This is a genomic window from Bradyrhizobium sp. 1200_D9_N1_1 (genome assembly GCF_052075915.1).
Lineage (GTDB): Bacteria > Pseudomonadota > Alphaproteobacteria > Rhizobiales > Xanthobacteraceae > Bradyrhizobium > Bradyrhizobium diazoefficiens.
In genome coordinates this window covers 1446852-1463600 of the sequence record NZ_CP197226.1, presented here as the reverse complement: position 1 = coordinate 1463600, position 16749 = coordinate 1446852, and the positions used below count along the sequence as shown (strand labels likewise).

Annotated in this window: 11 protein-coding genes; 6 read left to right on the top strand and 5 right to left on the bottom strand. The window is 65.6% G+C overall.

Annotated elements, in window-relative coordinates:
* Positions 1–4 precede the first annotated feature (4 nt).
* Complete coding sequence (locus tag AB5K84_RS06960) at positions 5–895, bottom strand: LysR substrate-binding domain-containing protein (protein WP_011090458.1); 891 nt, start codon at positions 893–895, stop codon at positions 5–7.
* A gap of 94 nt (positions 896–989) precedes the next feature.
* On the opposite strand from AB5K84_RS06960, the gene AB5K84_RS06955 reads away from it, so the two are divergent.
* Positions 990–1742 carry a sulfite exporter TauE/SafE family protein gene (locus AB5K84_RS06955; RefSeq protein ID WP_028173869.1) on the top strand — a complete coding sequence of 251 codons (753 nt, stop codon included), beginning with the start codon at positions 990–992 and terminating at the stop codon, positions 1740–1742.
* 8 nt (positions 1743–1750) lie between these two features.
* Here AB5K84_RS06955 and AB5K84_RS06950 read toward each other — a convergent pair whose 3' ends face one another.
* Both AB5K84_RS06950 and AB5K84_RS06945 read right to left on the bottom strand, forming a co-directional pair.
* Complete coding sequence (locus tag AB5K84_RS06950) at positions 1751–2161, bottom strand: GFA family protein (protein ID WP_028173868.1); 411 nt, start codon at positions 2159–2161, stop codon at positions 1751–1753.
* A gap of 67 nt (positions 2162–2228) precedes the next feature.
* Positions 2229–2861: a LysE family translocator gene (locus AB5K84_RS06945; protein WP_011090461.1), complete on the bottom strand. Its 633-nt coding sequence runs from the start codon at positions 2859–2861 to the stop codon at positions 2229–2231.
* Between the two features lie 222 nt (positions 2862–3083).
* On the opposite strand from AB5K84_RS06945, the gene AB5K84_RS06940 reads away from it, so the two are divergent.
* Complete coding sequence (locus AB5K84_RS06940; protein WP_038966174.1) at positions 3084–4880, top strand: adenylate/guanylate cyclase domain-containing protein; 1797 nt, start codon at positions 3084–3086, stop codon at positions 4878–4880.
* 186 nt (positions 4881–5066) lie between these two features.
* Positions 5067–7865 carry a di-heme-cytochrome C peroxidase gene (locus AB5K84_RS06935; RefSeq protein ID WP_011090463.1) on the top strand — a complete coding sequence of 933 codons (2799 nt, stop codon included), beginning with the start codon at positions 5067–5069 and terminating at the stop codon, positions 7863–7865.
* Positions 7866–7952: 87 nt separating this feature from the next.
* Here AB5K84_RS06935 and AB5K84_RS06930 read toward each other — a convergent pair whose 3' ends face one another.
* Entirely contained in the window at positions 7953–8900 is a 948-nt protein-coding gene (locus AB5K84_RS06930) for an alpha/beta fold hydrolase (protein WP_011090464.1), read from the bottom strand.
* 207 nt (positions 8901–9107) lie between these two features.
* On the opposite strand from AB5K84_RS06930, the gene AB5K84_RS06925 reads away from it, so the two are divergent.
* Both AB5K84_RS06925 and AB5K84_RS06920 read left to right on the top strand, forming a co-directional pair.
* Entirely contained in the window at positions 9108–9578 is a 471-nt protein-coding gene (locus AB5K84_RS06925; protein WP_028173863.1) for an Hsp20 family protein, read from the top strand.
* Positions 9579–9731: 153 nt separating this feature from the next.
* Positions 9732–10502 (top strand): alpha/beta fold hydrolase, encoded by a 771-nt coding sequence (locus AB5K84_RS06920; RefSeq protein ID WP_011090466.1) that lies wholly within the window; start codon positions 9732–9734, stop codon positions 10500–10502.
* A gap of 134 nt (positions 10503–10636) precedes the next feature.
* On the opposite strand, the gene AB5K84_RS06915 is transcribed toward AB5K84_RS06920, so the two are convergent.
* Entirely contained in the window at positions 10637–11419 is a 783-nt protein-coding gene (locus tag AB5K84_RS06915) for a hypothetical protein (protein ID WP_038966172.1), read from the bottom strand.
* Between the two features lie 490 nt (positions 11420–11909).
* Here AB5K84_RS06915 and gltB point away from each other — a divergent pair, with 490 nt between their 5' ends.
* Positions 11910–16643 carry a glutamate synthase large subunit gene (gene gltB / locus AB5K84_RS06910; RefSeq protein WP_011090468.1) on the top strand — a complete coding sequence of 1578 codons (4734 nt, stop codon included), beginning with the start codon at positions 11910–11912 and terminating at the stop codon, positions 16641–16643.
* The last annotated feature ends 106 nt before the right edge of the window (positions 16644–16749 follow it).

Here is a 16749-nt window from a genome sequence, read left to right as displayed (position 1 = left end):
GGCCTCACACCGCCTCGGCCCGCAAATGCTCCACCAGCATCTTGGCCGGGCGCGGCAGCGTCTTGAAGCTTCGCGCGCAGATCACGAGTTTGCGGTTGGCGAAGGCATCGCGCAGGCGGACCATGGCGAGCGGCATCAGCTTGGCGCAGCGGCGGGCAGCGGCTTCGGGCACCAGGGCGACGCCGACATCGGCGGCGACCATCTGGCAGATCGCATCGAAGTCGCGCAGGCGCGCGCGGTAATGCGGCCGCATGCCAAGCCGGGCCGCGTGCTTCGAAATATGAACCTGGAGCGCGGTGGCGCTGGTGAGCCCGACGAAGTCGCACGCACCCGCCTCCTGGAAATCGATCTGGCGGCGGCCGGCGAACGGGCCGCGCCGTGACGTCACCAACGTCAGGTGATCCTCGCTGAAGACGAAGCGCTCGATATGGTCGGGCAGCGCGTGCTCCGCGGCGAAGCCGAGGTCGGCGGCACCGGCGGTGATCGCCGCCGCGATGTCGGTGCTCTCGCGCTCCTCGATGTCGATGGCGACGTCGCGATGCTCGCGCAGGAAGCCGGCCAGCGCCTTCGGCAGATGCTCCGACAGGCCGGAGGTGTTGGCGAGAAAATGCACGCTGGCGCGCACGCCGCTGGCAAAACCGGCGAGATCGCCGCGCATGGCGTCGATCTGGTGGATGACGAGACGGGCATGATCGAGCAGGCTCTCGCCGGCCGCAGTCAACTCAACGCCGCGGCGGCCGCGCTTGAGCAGCGCGACGCCGAGCGCATCCTCCAGCCCCTTGATGCGCGCACTTGCCGAGGCCAGCGCCAGATTCGACCGCTCGGCGCCGCGGGTGATGCTGCGCTGGTCGGCGACTGCGATGAACAGCTGGAGATCGACGAGATCGAAACGCATTTGGTCTCCTCCAACCAAGCCTTCGTCCATAGCGAAGGCTGTCTCCGTAACCTCCAGATTGTGCCCGGGCGCGGCTTCGGTCAATGTGCAGGTCATGATCGACCCTTTCCTCATTGTCATCGCCGCCGTCTTCCTGGTCGCCGGATTCGTCAAGGGCGTGGTCGGGCTCGGCCTGCCGACCGTCTCCATGGGCCTGCTCGCGGTGAGCATGGCCCCGAGCCGCGCGATCGCCATCGTCATCGTGCCCGCCATCATCACCAACATCTGGCAGACTTTCGTCGGACCGTACTTGCGCGACATCCTCAGGCGGCTGTGGCCGCTGATGATCGGCACCGTGATCGGCTGCTGGCTCAATGCCGGCGCGCTGACCGGCCCGCATGCGCGCTACGGCACGATCGTGCTCGGCGCCCTGCTGGTGATCTACGCGGTGATAGGCCTGAACAAATTCCAGTTCCGCGTCGCGCCGCAGAACGAGAAATGGGTCGGTGGCGTGGTCGGCGTGGTCACCGGCGTGATCTCCGCCTCGACCGGCGTGCAGGTGATCCCCTCGATGCCGTTCATGCAGGCGATCGGCATGGAGAAGGACGAGCTGGTGCAGGCACTCGGCGTGTTCTTCACGACCGCGACGCTGGCGCTCGCCTTCAACCTCACCGCCGGCGGATTGCTGACGCCGGCCAATGCGGTGCCGGGCGCCGTGGGCCTCGCCATGGCCTTTGCCGGCATGCTCATCGGCCAGTCGGTGCGGGCGCGGATGCCGGCGGAGGCGTTTCGCCGCTGGTTCCTGATCGCGATGATCCTGCTCGGCCTTTATCTGGCCGGCAGCGCGCTTCTGAAGGAATTCGCCTGAGAAGAGGCTCACGCCTTCGGCGCGTAGCCCGGCACCCATTTATCGTATTGAGGCAGATCGTCCTGGATCGTCCACCACGGCGCGCGCGACGAGGTGAAGACGTGGAGGCGGGGCCTGACGTCAGGATCGTCATCGAGCAGGCCGGCGGGAATGCTGACGGTCGGCAAATAACTCGCCTTGCCCGGCGTCAGGCAGCCGCAGGTCTTGCAGCGATGGCGAAAACTGCCCGGCGCGGACTCGTAAGCCACCGTCATGTCCTCGCCCGCGACAAAGCGAAACTTGTCGGCTTCAACATGGGCATAGGTGGCGAATGCCGCGCCGGTCAGCTTGCGGCAATTGACGCAATGACAATGCGTCAGCGTGCGAACCTCGTCGATCTCGAAACGCACGGCGCCGCACAGACAGCTTCCACGAATCATCGAAACCTCCCGCGCGCGGCCTCTATCGGGCCGATTGCATGCCACACCAGTCATTCGTTCGAACGAGTTACCGCGTCTCCAGCATGGCGACGCGGACGCCGAGATAGATGAACAGGCCGCCGAGCGCGCGGTTGACCCAGGCGATCGCGCCCTCGGAGGCCCGCAAGCGGTGCGCGGCCTTTGCCGCGAACGCCGCCAGCACCAGGCACCACAGCGTTCCCGTGCAGATGAAAATCAGGCCGAGGGTCAGGAAGGCGAGCGGCTTGTGCGGAGAATCGGCTGCGACGAATTGCGGCAGGAAGGCCAGGAAGAACAGCGCGACCTTGGGATTGAGCGCGTTGGTGAAGACGCCCTGGAGGAACACCCGCCGCAGCGAGCTCCGCGCCGGCTCGTCGATCGCCGATGCCAGCGTCGGGCGCGACCACAGCATCTGAAGTCCCGTGACGACCAGATAGGCCGCGCCAACCAGCTTCAGGATCGAAAAAGCGGTAGATGAGGCCATCAGCAGGGCCGAAAGGCCGATTGCCGCGCCTGCGACGTGGAAAAAGCAGCCGCAACTGATGCCCAAGGCGGCGGCAGCCCCGCCCCGCCAGCCCATCTGCATGCTGCGGCCGATGACGTAGACGGAGTCCGGTCCCGGCGTGATGTTGAGCAGCACGCCCGACAGGATGAAGAGCCAGATTTCGTGAATGCCCAGCATGTGAGGTGCCCCGCCGCCCCGTCCGTCTCAAGGGATCGGGCTTAGTCGGTTCGGCGGCCGCCGTCCACCGCCGGGACTGCGTAGGATTTACCTTGAATTTGCAATGCGGATCATACTTTCCCGCGGCCTCATCTGCTCTATAAAGGCAGGGTTCTTGAAATGCGGGATTCGAGGCGACTGCCACGCCGTGGCCAGTCCTCCATCCTTTGGAGCTCCGAGAATATGGAAAGACGTCTGGCTGCCATTGTTTGCGCCGATGTCGCCGGCTATTCGCGCATGATGGGCAGCGACGAGGCTGGCACCCATGCCGCCTTCAAGGCGCATCGCAGCGCGATTCACCCCATCATCCTCAATCACGGCGGCCGCGTCGTGAAGAACACCGGCGACGGCTTCCTGCTGGAGTTCCCCTCGATCGTCGGCGCCACCGAAGCCGCGATCGCGATGCAGACGCTGATGGCGGAGCGCAACCACCATCTGCCGGCTGACCGCGCCATGCAGTTCAGGCTCGGCATCCACATGGGCGACGTCATCGCCGACGAGGACGAGGTGTTCGGTGACGATGTCAACATTGCCGTCCGCCTGGAATCGGTGGCGAGCCCCGGCGGCTTCGCCATCTCGGCCAAGGCCTACAGCGAGGCGAACAAGCATCTCACCGTGCCGCTGGTCGATGGCGGCAACCATCGCTTCAAGAACATCAAGGATGCGGTCGGGGTCTGGACCTGGAAGCCCGAGGGCGCACGGGCGATCGCCCCCGAGCTGAGGGAGGCCTCCGCACTCTCGCAGCAGTACCGCACCGCGATCGTCGGCGTGCTGCCCTTCGCCAATCTCAGCGACGCCCAGGACGAATACTTCTCCGACGGCCTGACCGAGGATCTGATCCACGCGCTGTCGCTGCAATCCTTCTATCGGGTGCTGAGCCGCAACTCGACCTTCGCCTTCAAGGGCAAGAACACGAGCACTCGGCTGATCGCGCGCGAGATCGACGCCACCTATCTGATCCAGGGCTCGGTGCGGCGCGCCGGAGCCAAGATCCGCGTCACCGCGGAGCTGATCGCGCCGGAGACCGGCGAGCAGCTCTGGACCGGGCGCTACGACCGCGACATCGGCGACTTCTTCGCGATGCAGGACGAGATCACCACCAACCTGTCCGCCGCCATCGCCACCGAGATCGTCCGCGCGGAGGCCTCGGCGCCCGCGCGGCTCTCGACCGACGTAACCGCGTGGGACCGCTTCCTCAAGGGGCTGTCGCATTACTACCGGCAGACCAAGGAGGACCTGGCCGCCGCCATCGACCTGTTCCGGGAGGCCATCGCGGTCGATCCCAAGCTGTCGATCGCGCACGCCTACCTTGCCACGATCCAGATCCAGAGCATCCAGTTCGGCTGGGTCAAGGGTACGCGGGAGATGTGGGCCGAGGCGATGAACCTCGCCGAAACCAGTGTCCGGCTCGACCCGCGCTCCTCCTTCGCGTTCTCGATCCTGTCCTGGGCCCATGCGATGGAAGGGCATTACGAGGCCGCGATGGACGCCGCCAAGCGCGCGGTCGCACTCAACCCCTACGACAACGGCGCGCGCGGCGTGCTCGGCATCTGCCATTTCGTGATCGGCGAGCACCGCGAGGCGATCGAGCTGTTTTCGATGGCCGCGCAGCGCGACAACAGCGACCCGCGCTACCAATGGGCCGCACTGAACGCGTTCAGCCATTATCTGTTGGGGCAGTATGACGCGACCCTGTCGTGGGCCCGCGAGCAGCTCTACATCAACCCGAACCACATGCAGGCGCTGGCGATCCGAGCCGCAGCGCTGGCGCAATTGGGGCGGACCGGCGAGGCCGTCGAGGCGACCCGCGTGCTCATGGGCAACTACCCGACCCTGAATGTCGACCGCCATTTGCGCAATTTCCACTGGAAGCGGCCCGAGGACCTCGCTCATTACCGCGAGGGGCTTCTGAAGGCGGGCGTGCCGCTCGGCAAGCTGACGCTGGTCCAGAGCGACGTCAAACGCGCCGCCGAGTCCTGACAGGCGGACTGCGGCCGCGCGACGATCTCTCGTCCGCTCTTGTTGACAGCACAGTGAATTCAGCCACACTTTGTCACACGCTGAAGTAGTATAGTCGGCGGCGGCCGCGCTGGCTGTTTGTTAGGACTTTCCGCGCTTGATCGGCGCGTCTGATTTTCACGATTCGCCGTTTTCAGGAATTGGGCCATGCATCACCCCGCCTCGAAGCCCCCCTTCGACCCCTCGATCGGGGTCTCGCCGAACAATCCCTGTCCATTCCTGCGCGGCCTCGTCGGCGAAGGCTTCGTCGACGGCGGGACCGTCCCGCTCAACACGCTGTCGCAGACCATCGCGAATGCGAGCGGCGAGACGGGGCTGATGAAGAGCTGGGCCCGGATCCAGGTCCGCGGCGTTGCGCTCATCGCCAACGGATTTAGCCACATCCTGAAAAGCATCCGGTCGGGCCCGCAGCTCGACGAACTGCGCGGTGGCCCTCTGGACAAGCGCGGCGCCGGCTCGCGCGTCCTCGGCGTCGACGGCAAGGTCAACGAGGACGAGATCGCGCGGCTCCAGAGCTTCGGCCGGACCTACACCGATCCGGACACCGGCAGCAGCGAGCCCGGCCTCAACGCTGCGGAAATCAAGACCTTCATGCACGAGAACCTCAAGCGCGCAGGCAGCGCCGTGCGCTGGTACTACCCCGTGCTGATGCAGTTCGAATGGCCCGTCCTGCTGAAGATCATGGGCAAGGGCACGGGTAAGGAGGATCGCTATCTCAGCGTCGCCGACGTGCGCACGCTGCTGAACGCGCGCCAATTCCCCGACCGCATCAACCAGCGGATTTTATCGCAGCCGCTGCTGTCATCCTGCGCGCTCAGGTTTCGCTGGGCTCTCGGGATCATAGCGTTCCTGTTCGCGGCCGCTCTTGTCGCGCTCGTGGCGGTCGCCGAATTCCCCGACCAGGTCCGCGCCATGCTGCCGCAGAAGGGAGTCCTCGCACAGCTGCTGCCGCCGCCCTTGCCAAAACTCCCGGAGACGACGGCGGCCTTCTGGCTCGAGCAGAACTGGTCGCTGGAGGACCGGCACTGGTTCCACCACACCAGCCAGGGCACCGCGACCTTTCCGGTTCCCTACACCTGGTTCATGGCGCTGGAGCAGCCGCGTCTTCGCCTGTTCTCACGCCCCGGCATGGTGAAGGACAGCGCCTATCTCGAGCGCTTCGGCTTCATCCAGAGCCCGCAATCCATCAAGACCGACGCAACCACGCTGCGGAGCTTCGGCTACGCCAACGTCTACGACACGACGCAGCCGAAGAGCCTGTCGACCGATTGGTCGCCGGTCGAGAATGTCGACGGCCTGCCGGTCGGCTTCGCGCGGATGACGGGTGTCGTCGATCCCGCGACCGGCCGCCGCGAGGAAGACAAGATCGGGCTGACCTGCGCCGCCTGCCACACCGGGCACGTGCGCTACAAGGGCGTGGACGTGCGCTTCGACGGCGGCCCGGCCATGACCGACCTGAAGAAGCTCGAGAGCGTGACCGGGCTCTCGATCGCCTACACGCTCTACGTGCCGTTCCGCTTCAAGCGGTTCGCCGACCGCGTACTCGGCCCCGATGCGAGCGACGCCGACCGCAATGCGCTCAAGCAGAGCCTCAAGGCGACCCTCACATTCCTGCTCGACTGGCAAAAGGGTTACGACAAGACGATCGCCGGCAAGAAGACCTGGGACGGCAAGCAGCAAAAGGACACGGAAGAAGGCTTCGGCCGTCTCGATGCGCTCAATCGCATCGGCAACCAGGTGTTCTCCCAGGATTTCGCGCTGAGCGGGGTCAAGGGATTCGAGAAGAACCTGCATGCCCAGGACGCGCCGGTCAGCTTCCCTCCGATCTGGACCGTGCCGTGGCTCAAATTCGCGCAGTACGATGCCTCGATCGAGCAGCCGCTGATCCGCAATGCCGGCGAGGCGCTCGGCGTGACGGCGCTGCTCAACCTGTCCGACGCCTATCCCAAGGACAGGCTTTACCGGTCCTCGGCCGATGTCACCAACCTGCACTGGATCGAGAGTCTGCTGGCGGGCCCCGATCCCTACGCGCAGAAGAAGCTCGGCGGACTGACCTCGCCGAGATGGCCTTCGCAGATTCTCGGCGACGACTGGAAGATCAATCCGGACCGCGTCAAGAGCGGCCGCAAGCTCTACGCCAAGATCTGCGTGGAGTGCCACCTCGGTCCCGTCAACGATCCCGAGTTCGACAAGGAGTTTCCGCAGGAGAGCGTGTGGTCGTCGTCGCGCTGGGAGCGCATCGGCGACGAGATGGTGCTCAACCCGATCCAGAAGAGCGTCACGGGCATGGGGACGGATTCCGCCCAGGCCAGAGTCCTGGAGAAGCGGACGGTCTCGGTGCCGGGCTTCCTCGATCTGAATCCGACACGCATCCTCGGCGACCAATGGAAATGCACCAACCTGCCGGAGACGACCTCGACCGAAATGCCCTATTCGGTTGGGCTGATGGCGATCGTCGACATCGTCAGCCGAAAGGCGATGAATGACGCTCAAATCCCGCCCGACGCGCAGAAGCGCTGGTGGGGCGCCCGCGCCAATTGTCCCAATCCCGGGCCGCAGCCGCCGGATCCCAAGGAGCCCGGTCCCTGGTATCGCGCGCGCCCGCTGAACGGGGTGTGGGCCACCGCGCCCTATCTCCACAACGGTTCAGTGCCCTCGCTGGACTGGATGCTGCGGCCTGCTGCCGAGCGACCCAAGAAATTCTGCATGGGCCAGCGCGACTACGATCCGAAGCTGGTCGGCTTCGCCGTCGTCGAGGGCGAGCGCTGCAAGACCGGAGAAACGCAGTTCTCGACCACCTGGCCCGACGGCACCGAGATCAACGGCAACAGCAATCTCGGCCATTCGTTCGAGGGCAAGGGGCCGCCGCACAAGGACGGCGTCGTCGGCCGCCTGCTGGAAGAAGAAGAGCGCAAGGACCTGATCGAGTATCTGAAGACGCTGTAGCGCGGTCCTTTCACCTCTCCCCGCATCCGCCTTCGTTGAAGCTTCAGCGGACAAGAGCGGGGCGAGGGAGCGCACCGTCACTGCCGCTCACTTGAACAGCGGCGTGCCCGGCACGAAGGCGTCGAAGGCGGCCCAGAACTGGGAGCGGTAGCGGTCCTGCTCCTGGAGGATCTCGTGCTTCGAGCCGGCGATCACGAGATGGGAGCCGGCGCGCAAATGGTAGGCGAACTCCTCGATCGCGGCGGTCGAAACCACGGTGTCGCTGGAGGCCGCCAGCATCAGGATCGGCTGGCGGATCTCGGAGGGGTAGTTCATGCCCTTGAAGGTGTGCATGGCGCGGAAGGCGCTATCGGCCCAGGCGACCGTCGGTGACGCCAGCCCGAGCGTCGGATCCTCCTCCAGGATCGCGGCGTTGCGCGCATAACGCACGGGATCGCTGGTCAGGGGATTGTTGATGAAGGGATCGAGCCCGGTGATGCGGTCGCTGCCGCCGGGAACATAGCGGCCGCCCATCCCCATCAGGCGCATCGTCTTCAGAAGCGCCCGCGACGGAAACGAGGTGGTGCGGCCTGGCAGGTCGATCATCGGCGCCGACAGCACCATGCGGTCGAACCAGCGCTTGCCCGCATGCGCAACGCGCAGCAACACCGTACCGCCCATGGAGTGGGCGAGCGCGAAGAAGGGCGGCGGGCAATCCGGCAGCACCACCTGCTGCACGAAGGTCTCGACGTCGATTTCGAAATCGGCGAAGTCGCGCACATAGCCCTTGCGCGGATCGCGCAGGCGGCGCGAGGAGTGGCCCTGCCCGCGCCAGTCGATCATCGCCACCGCAAAGCCGCGGTCGCGCAGGTCGCGCACGGTCTCGAAATATTTCTCGATCTGCTCGCTGCGTCCGGTGAAGACGCAGACCGTGCCCTTGCGGTTCGCCGGCGGCGCCCAGCGCGCAAAGCGCAGCTCGGCGCCATCGGGTGTCTTGATGGTGCCGCTGACGACGTCTTCGGGAACGGGATTGGACGGAATCGAGATCAGCGTCATTGGGCGAGAAATGCTGAAAATCAAGGGCGGGAGCGCCGAAAAGGCGCAAGTTGCCGCCCTCTTGAACGCCGTTCCCTTGAACCCATATCACCATGGTGCAGGCCGCTACCAGTGTTTCGGAACCGGAACATCAGGCTGCACACAGACTAAAGCCCGGCCCGATTGGCGGGCGGGTTACCAAACAGTCGCTCAATGGAGGACTTGACCATGCGTACCTACGATCTCACCCCCTTCTATCGTTCCACCGTCGGCTTCGACCGCCTCTTCAACCTGCTCGACCAGGCCGGTTCGGACGGCAGCCCCGGTTATCCCCCCTACAACATCGAGCGCACCGGCGAGAACGCCTACCGCATCACCGTTGCGGTCTCGGGCTTTGCCAAGGATGAGCTTTCGATCGTCGCGAAGGAAAACACGCTGACGATCAAGGGCGAGAAAGTCGCAAACGAGAACTCGAAGTCCGAAGTGATTTACCGCGGCATCGCCGCGCGTGCCTTCGAGCGCGCCTTCCAGCTTGCCGATTTCGTGCAGGTGAAGGACGCCTCGCTCGAGAACGGGCTGCTTCACGTCGATCTCGTCCGCGAGATTCCCGAAGCCAAGAAGCCGCGCCAGATCGCGATCAACGCCGGCGCGCCCAAGGCGCAGGTGATCGAGAACTCGGCCGCGCAAGTCGCCGCGTAAAACACGCACGCCACTTCCAGGTTGCGAAAACGCCCCGGTGCCCCGGGGCGTTTTTTTCGTTTGCACCGCATCACAGACTGGTGAGCCTCGTAACAGCGCGGCCTCTCCCTCCGTCCTTTGGGCATCGAACCCAAAACAAGACGGAGAACGATCATGACACTTTGGCGCAGCCTTTTCGTCGCCGCGAGCCTGCTGGCGGCTCCCCTCAGCCTCGCTCACGCACAGAGCCCGCAAGCCGTGAAGGCCAAGAACGTCGTGCTGGTGCACGGCGCCTGGGCCGACGGATCGAGCTGGTCCGAGGTGATCCCGATCCTCCAGGCCGCCGGCCTTCACGTGACCGCCGTGCAGAATCCGCTGTCGTCGCTTGCGGACTCGGTCGAGGCGACCAAGCGCGCGCTGGCCGAGCAGGACGGGCCGACCGTGCTGGTCGCGCATTCCTGGGGCGGCACCGTGATCAGCCAGGTCGGCACCGACCCGAAGGTCACCGGCCTCGTCTATGTCGCCGCACGCGCGCCCGATGCCAACGAGGATTTCGTCGCGCTGTCGAAGCAATTCCCGACCGGCCCGGTGCGCGCCGGCATCATCGAGCGCGACGGCTACACCAAGCTCTCGGAAGACGCCTTCCTGAAATATTTCGCCAATGGCGTGAAGCCGGAACGGGCCAAGGAGCTCTATGCCGTGCAATGGCCGACCGCGGCCTCGATCTTCGCCGGCCGCACCACGGAAGCTGCATGGCACGCCAAGCCGAGCTGGTACGCGGTGTCGAAGAACGACGACACCATCAATCCGGACTTCGAGCGCTTCCTCGCCAAGCGCATGAACGCAACGACGATCGAGCTCGATGCCGGCCACCTCTCGCTGGTGTCGCATCCGAAGGACGTGGCGAACCTGATCCTGGAAGCTGCGGGGTATCCGCGGAGCTGAGAGGCGATTCTCACGATGCAAAAAAGGCGCCTGAAATCTCAGGCGCCATTTATCTTTGCTCCAACATCGTCCTGGCGAAAGCCAGGACGACACCGAAAATGTCGTGAGCGCCGTCGCGCCAAACGAACTGCGCGCTAATCCAGTCCCTGCGCGGCCGGCATGTCCTGCGTCGGCAGAATCGTCGCGGCGGGCTTCGTCTGACCCACTGTCGGCGCAGCGGCCTGCGGCGCGGCCTCGGCGGGCTTGGCCTGCACGGCAGCGGTCTGCTGCGCGGGCTGTGCCTGCGGTGCTTGAGCTTGCGGCGCCTGGGCCTGCTGTACCGCAGGCTCGGCCGGCTTCGCTGCCGCGACCGGCGTCTCGCCGCGCTGCGGAGCCGCCTTGGGCAGCGGCACCGTGCGCCTTGCGACATGCGGGATCGAGGCCGGCGGGCGCGGCGGGCCGCTGCGGACCACGGTCGGCGGCGGCAGCGCGCTTTGCGGGCCGTAGGGCGCGACCGTGGGCTGCTCATAGGCCGGTGCCATGCCGTAGGCATCGGCGGCGGGCATGAAGCGGATGATCCGGCCGTCGCGGGCGTCGATCACGAGCCGGCCGTCGTCGCCGCGGCGGTCGATCACCGAGATGGTGTAGACGCTGCCGCGCAGCCGCGGGATGCCGAGCGGCGAGAAGCCGTTGTCGCGCAGCACCGCATAGACCTCGGTGGCCGGCAGCAGCGCCGGGCCGCGTTCCTCGTAGCCATAGCCATAGCCGTATCGCGGCGGCGGAGGCGGCGCGGCATCCGGTGGCGCATAGGGCCGGTCGAAATCCGACACGGCGATCGTGGCCCCTCCCGCAATACCGTTGGCCGGAACTTGCGCCCCTGCCGCGGTCACAGCCAGCGCCAGCGCGGCGGCGGCCACACATCCTGTGAAAAACTTCATGGTCGACACGCTCCTGTCAGCCCCCGGATGGATCGCGCTCTTTCGCTTCTTGCGGCGTGGCGCGCCTTCCGAAGGGTCGATCCGAAGCTTCATTTGGGATTTCGGCGTCCACAGGGCCGGATCAGGGCGCGTTTGCTTCAAAACCAGGGCTGCGCAACTTTCGGAAAGCGATTGATTGACAGATCGGGAATCGGGACTTTCGCGCGCTTGTGTGATAGACAAAAATTTGGCAAGGTGATGGTTAGGACAGGAAAGCTGTCTCAATTTTGCTTGCGGTTCCGGCATAGGGATTGCAACGAAAGTCGGTGCTTCCGAGCACCAAGAAGGCAACAGGCAAAGCCGTTCACGGGGACGTAGAACGCCTTGGCCTGAATTTAAGAAAATGCGGCTCGCAGCGGACGAGCGGTGACCCAGAGGCGGGTGCCGCGGAACGCCCAAGGTGCGCCGAAGATGGCGGTGAGACAGCTTGCCGCATGGAGAGGACGAGGACATGAACGGGTCGCAATTCGAGCGCGCAAACATCGTGGCAGAAGAACTGTCGGCGACGGTCGCCTCGAAAACGACCGATCCGATTCAGGAACACAATTCGCGCCCGCCCGCCGAAGGCCTCTACGATCCGAGCCTGGAAAAGGATTCCTGCGGCGTCGGCTTCATCGCCAACATCAAGGGCAAGAGGTCGCACAAGATCGTCTCGGACGCGCTGAGCATCCTCTGCAACCTCGAGCATCGCGGCGCTGTCGGCGCCGATCCGCGCGCCGGTGACGGTGCCGGCATCCTGGTGCAGATCCCGCACGCCTTCTTCAGCCGCAAGGCCAAGGAGCTCGGCTTCACGCTGCCGCAGCCCGGCGAATACGCCATCGGCGCGCTGTTCATGCCGCGCGACACCGCCTGGCGCAACGTCATCAAGAGCATCATCGCCGACCAGATCAAGGAAGAGGGCCTGACCCTGCTCGGCTGGCGCGACGTGCCGACCGACAACTCCTCGCTCGGCGTCACCGTGAAGCCGACCGAGCCCGCCTGCATGCAGGTGTTCATCGGCCGCAACGGCACCGCCAAGACCGAGGACGATTTCGAGCGCCGGCTCTACATCCTGCGCAAGTCGATCTCGCAGGCGATCTACCAGCGCCGCGACCGCGGCCTTGCGGGCTATTACCCCTGCTCGATGTCCTGCCGCACCGTGATCTACAAGGGCATGTTCCTCGCCGACCAGCTCGGCAAGTACTATCCCGACCTGCACGAGGCGGACTTCGAGAGTGCGCTGGCGCTGGTGCATCAGCGCTTCTCGACCAACACCTTCCCGGCCTGGTCGCTGGCGCATCCCTACCGCATGATCGCGCATAACGGCGAGATCAACACGCTGCGCGGCAACACCAACTGGATGGCGGCGCGCCAGGCCTCGGTGAGCTCCGAGCTCTACGGCAAGGACATCAACCGGCTCTGGCCGATCTCCTATGAAGGCCAGTCCGACACCGCCTGCTTCGACAACGCGCTCGAATTCCTGGTGCAGGGCGGCTACTCGCTGCCGCACGCCGTCATGATGATGATCCCGGAGGCGTGGGCCGGCAATCCGCTGATGGATGAGAAGCGCCGCGCCTTCTACGAATATCATGCCGCGCTGATGGAGCCGTGGGACGGCCCCGCCGCGATCGCCTTCACCGACGGCCGCCAGATCGGCGCCACGCTGGACCGCAACGGGTTGCGGCCGGCGCGCTATCTCGTGACCAAGGACGACCGCATCGTGATGGCGTCCGAGATGGGCGTGCTGACGATCCCCGAGGACCAGATCATCACCAAGTGGCGGCTCCAGCCCGGCAAGATGCTGCTGGTCGACCTCGAGCAGGGCCGCCTGATCCCCGACGACGAGATCAAGGCCGAGCTCGCCAAGAGCCATCCCTACAAGGAGTGGCTGGAGCGGACCCAGATCGTGCTGGAAGAGCTGCCGAAGGTTCCGACCACCGGCGTGCGCTCCAACCTGTCGCTGCTCGATCGCCAGCAGGCGTTCGGCTACAGCCAGGAAGACATCACCATCCTGATGACGCCGATGGCGGCGACGGGCGAGGAAGCCGCGGGCTCGATGGGCAACGACACGCCGATCTCGGCGCTGTCGGACAAGGCCAAGCCGCTGTTCACCTACTTCAAGCAGAACTTCGCGCAGGTCACCAACCCGCCGATCGACCCGATCCGCGAAGAGCTGGTGATGAGCCTCGTCTCGATCATCGGACCGCGGCCGAACCTGTTCGACCTGCAGGGCATGGCCACCACCAAGCGCCTCGAAGTGCGCCAGCCGATCCTGACCGACGCGGATCTCGAGAAGATCCGCTCGATCACCGACGTGGCCGACACCCACTTCAAGTCGCGCACGCTGGACACCACCTTCCACGCCGGGCTCGGCGCAGCCGGCATGGACCAGGTGCTGGACGAGCTCTGCGCGCGCGCCGAAAGCGCGGTGCGCGAGGGCGTCAACATCATCATCCTGTCCGACCGCATGGTCGGCACCGACCGGGTTCCGATCCCGGCACTGCTGGCCTGCGCTGCCGTGCATCATCATCTGATCCGCGTCGGACTGCGCACCTCGGTCGGCCTTGTCGTCGAATCCGGTGAGCCGCGCGAAGTGCATCACTTCGCCTGCCTTGCCGGCTACGGCGCCGAAGCGATCAATCCCTACCTCGCGTTCGAGACCATCATCGCGATGAAGGACCGCCTGCCCGGCTCGCTCGACGACTACGAGATCGTCAAGCGCTACATCAAGTCGATCGGCAAGGGTCTCTTGAAGGTGATGTCCAAGATGGGCATCTCGACCTACCAGTCCTATTGCGGCGCGCAGATCTTCGACGCGGTCGGCCTCAAGGCGGACTTCGTCGGAAAGTTCTTCGCCGGCACGCATACCCGCGTCGAAGGCGTGGGTCTGGCCGAGATCGCGGAAGAAGCCGTGCGCCGCCATGCCGACGCGTTCGGCGAGGCGCTGGTCTATAAGACCTCGCTCGACGTCGGCGGCGAATATGCCTATCGCAGCCGCGGCGAGGACCATGCCTGGACCGCCGAGTCGGTCGGGCTGCTTCAGCACGCTGCGCGCGGCAATTCGCTGGAGCGCTATCGCGCCTTCGCCAAGATCCTGAACGAGCAGTCGGAGCGCCTGCTGACGCTGCGCGGCCTGTTCCGGATCAAGAGCGCCGAGGAAGAGAAGCGCAAGCCGGTGCCGCTCGACCAGGTCGAGCCGGCCAAGGACATCGTCAAGCGTTTCGCCACGGGTGCGATGAGCTTCGGCTCGATCTCGCGCGAGGCGCACACCACGCTCGCGATCGCCATGAACCGGATCGGCGGCAAGTCGAACACCGGTGAAGGCGGCGAGGAAGCCGACCGCTTCAAGCCGCTGCCGAACGGCGATTCCATGCGCTCAGCGATCAAGCAGGTTGCCTCGGGCCGCTTCGGCGTCACCACGGAGTATCTCGTCAACTCCGACATGATGCAGATCAAGATGGCGCAGGGTGCCAAGCCCGGCGAAGGCGGCCAGCTGCCCGGCCACAAGGTCGACGCGACCATCGCCAAGGTCCGGCACTCGACGCCGGGCGTCGGCCTGATCTCGCCGCCGCCGCATCACGACATCTACTCGATCGAGGATCTGGCGCAGCTCATCTACGACCTCAAGAACGTCAACCCGACGGGCGACGTCTCGGTCAAGCTCGTCTCCGAGATCGGCGTCGGCACGGTCGCCGCGGGCGTCGCCAAGGCGCGCGCCGACCATGTCACCATCGCGGGCTTCGAGGGCGGCACCGGTGCATCGCCCCTGACCTCGATCAAGCACGCCGGCTCACCGTGGGAGATCGGCCTTGCCGAAACCCACCAGACGCTGGTGCGCGAGCGGCTGCGCAGCCGCATCGTGGTCCAGGTCGATGGCGGCTTCCGCACCGGCCGTGACGTCGTGATCGGCGCGCTGCTCGGCGCCGACGAGTTCGGTTTCGCCACCGCGCCGCTGATCGCTGCCGGCTGCATCATGATGCGCAAGTGCCATCTCAACACCTGCCCGGTCGGCGTCGCGACCCAGGACCCCGTCCTGCGCAAGCGCTTCACCGGCCAGCCCGAGCACGTGATCAACTACTTCTTCTTCGTTGCGGAAGAGGTCCGCGAGATCATGGCCTCGCTCGGCTTCCGCACCTTCAACGAGATGATCGGCCAGGTTCAGCTGCTCGACCAGACCAAGCTGGTCGCGCACTGGAAGGCCAAGGGGCTCGACTTCTCCAAGCTGTTCGTCAAGCAGAAGGAAGAGAAGGGCCAGAAGATCTATCACTCCGAGCGCCAGAACCATCATCTGGAAGCTGTGCTCGACCGCACGCTGATCGAGCAGGCGACGCCCGCGCTCGATCGCGGCGCGCCGGTGAAGATCGACGCTACGATCAACAGCACCAACCGTTCCGCCGGCGCCATGCTGTCGGGCGCGGTCGCCAAGATCTACGGCCATGCCGGCCTGCCGCATGACACCATCCATGTCAGCCTCAAGGGCACTGCCGGCCAGGCCTTCGGCGCGTGGCTCGCCCATGGCGTCACCTTCGAGCTCGAGGGTGAAGGCAACGACTATGTCGGCAAGGGCCTCTCGGGCGGCAAGATCATCGTCAAGCCGCCGAAGAACTCCGCGATCGTGCCGGAAGAAAGCATCATCGTCGGCAACACCGTGATGTACGGCGCGATCCAGGGCGAGTGCTACTTCCGCGGCATCGCCGGCGAACGCTTCGCCGTGCGCAACTCGGGCGCGATCGCCGTGGTCGAGGGCGCGGGCGATCATTGCTGCGAATACATGACCGGCGGCATCGTGGTCGTGCTCGGCAAGACCGGGCGCAACTTCGCGGCCGGCATGTCGGGCGGCATCGCCTACGTGCTCGACGAGACCGGCGACTTCGACAAGCTGTGCAACCTCAGCATGGTCGAACTCGAACCGGTCCTGTCGGAGGAGCTGATCAACGCCGGCACCTACAATCACACCGGTGACCTCGAGGCGCATGGCCGGGTCGACGTGTTCAAGGGCCTACTCGACTCCGACGTCGAGCGGCTGCACGTCCTGATCACGCGCCATGCGAAAGCGACCGGCTCCAAGCGCGCCGCCGACATCCTTGCCAATTGGAAGGACTGGCTGCCAAAATTCCGCAAGGTGATGCCGGTCGAGTACCGGCGTGCGCTGCGCGAAATGGCGGCCAACGCGGACGCCGAGCCGAAGATCGCGATCGGGGCGTAATTCTCAACTCGCGTCATTCCGGGGCGCGCAAAGCGCGAACCCGGAATCTCGCAAACCAACCTCCAGGTTCCGGGTCTGCGCGCGGCGCGCGCATCCCGGAACGACG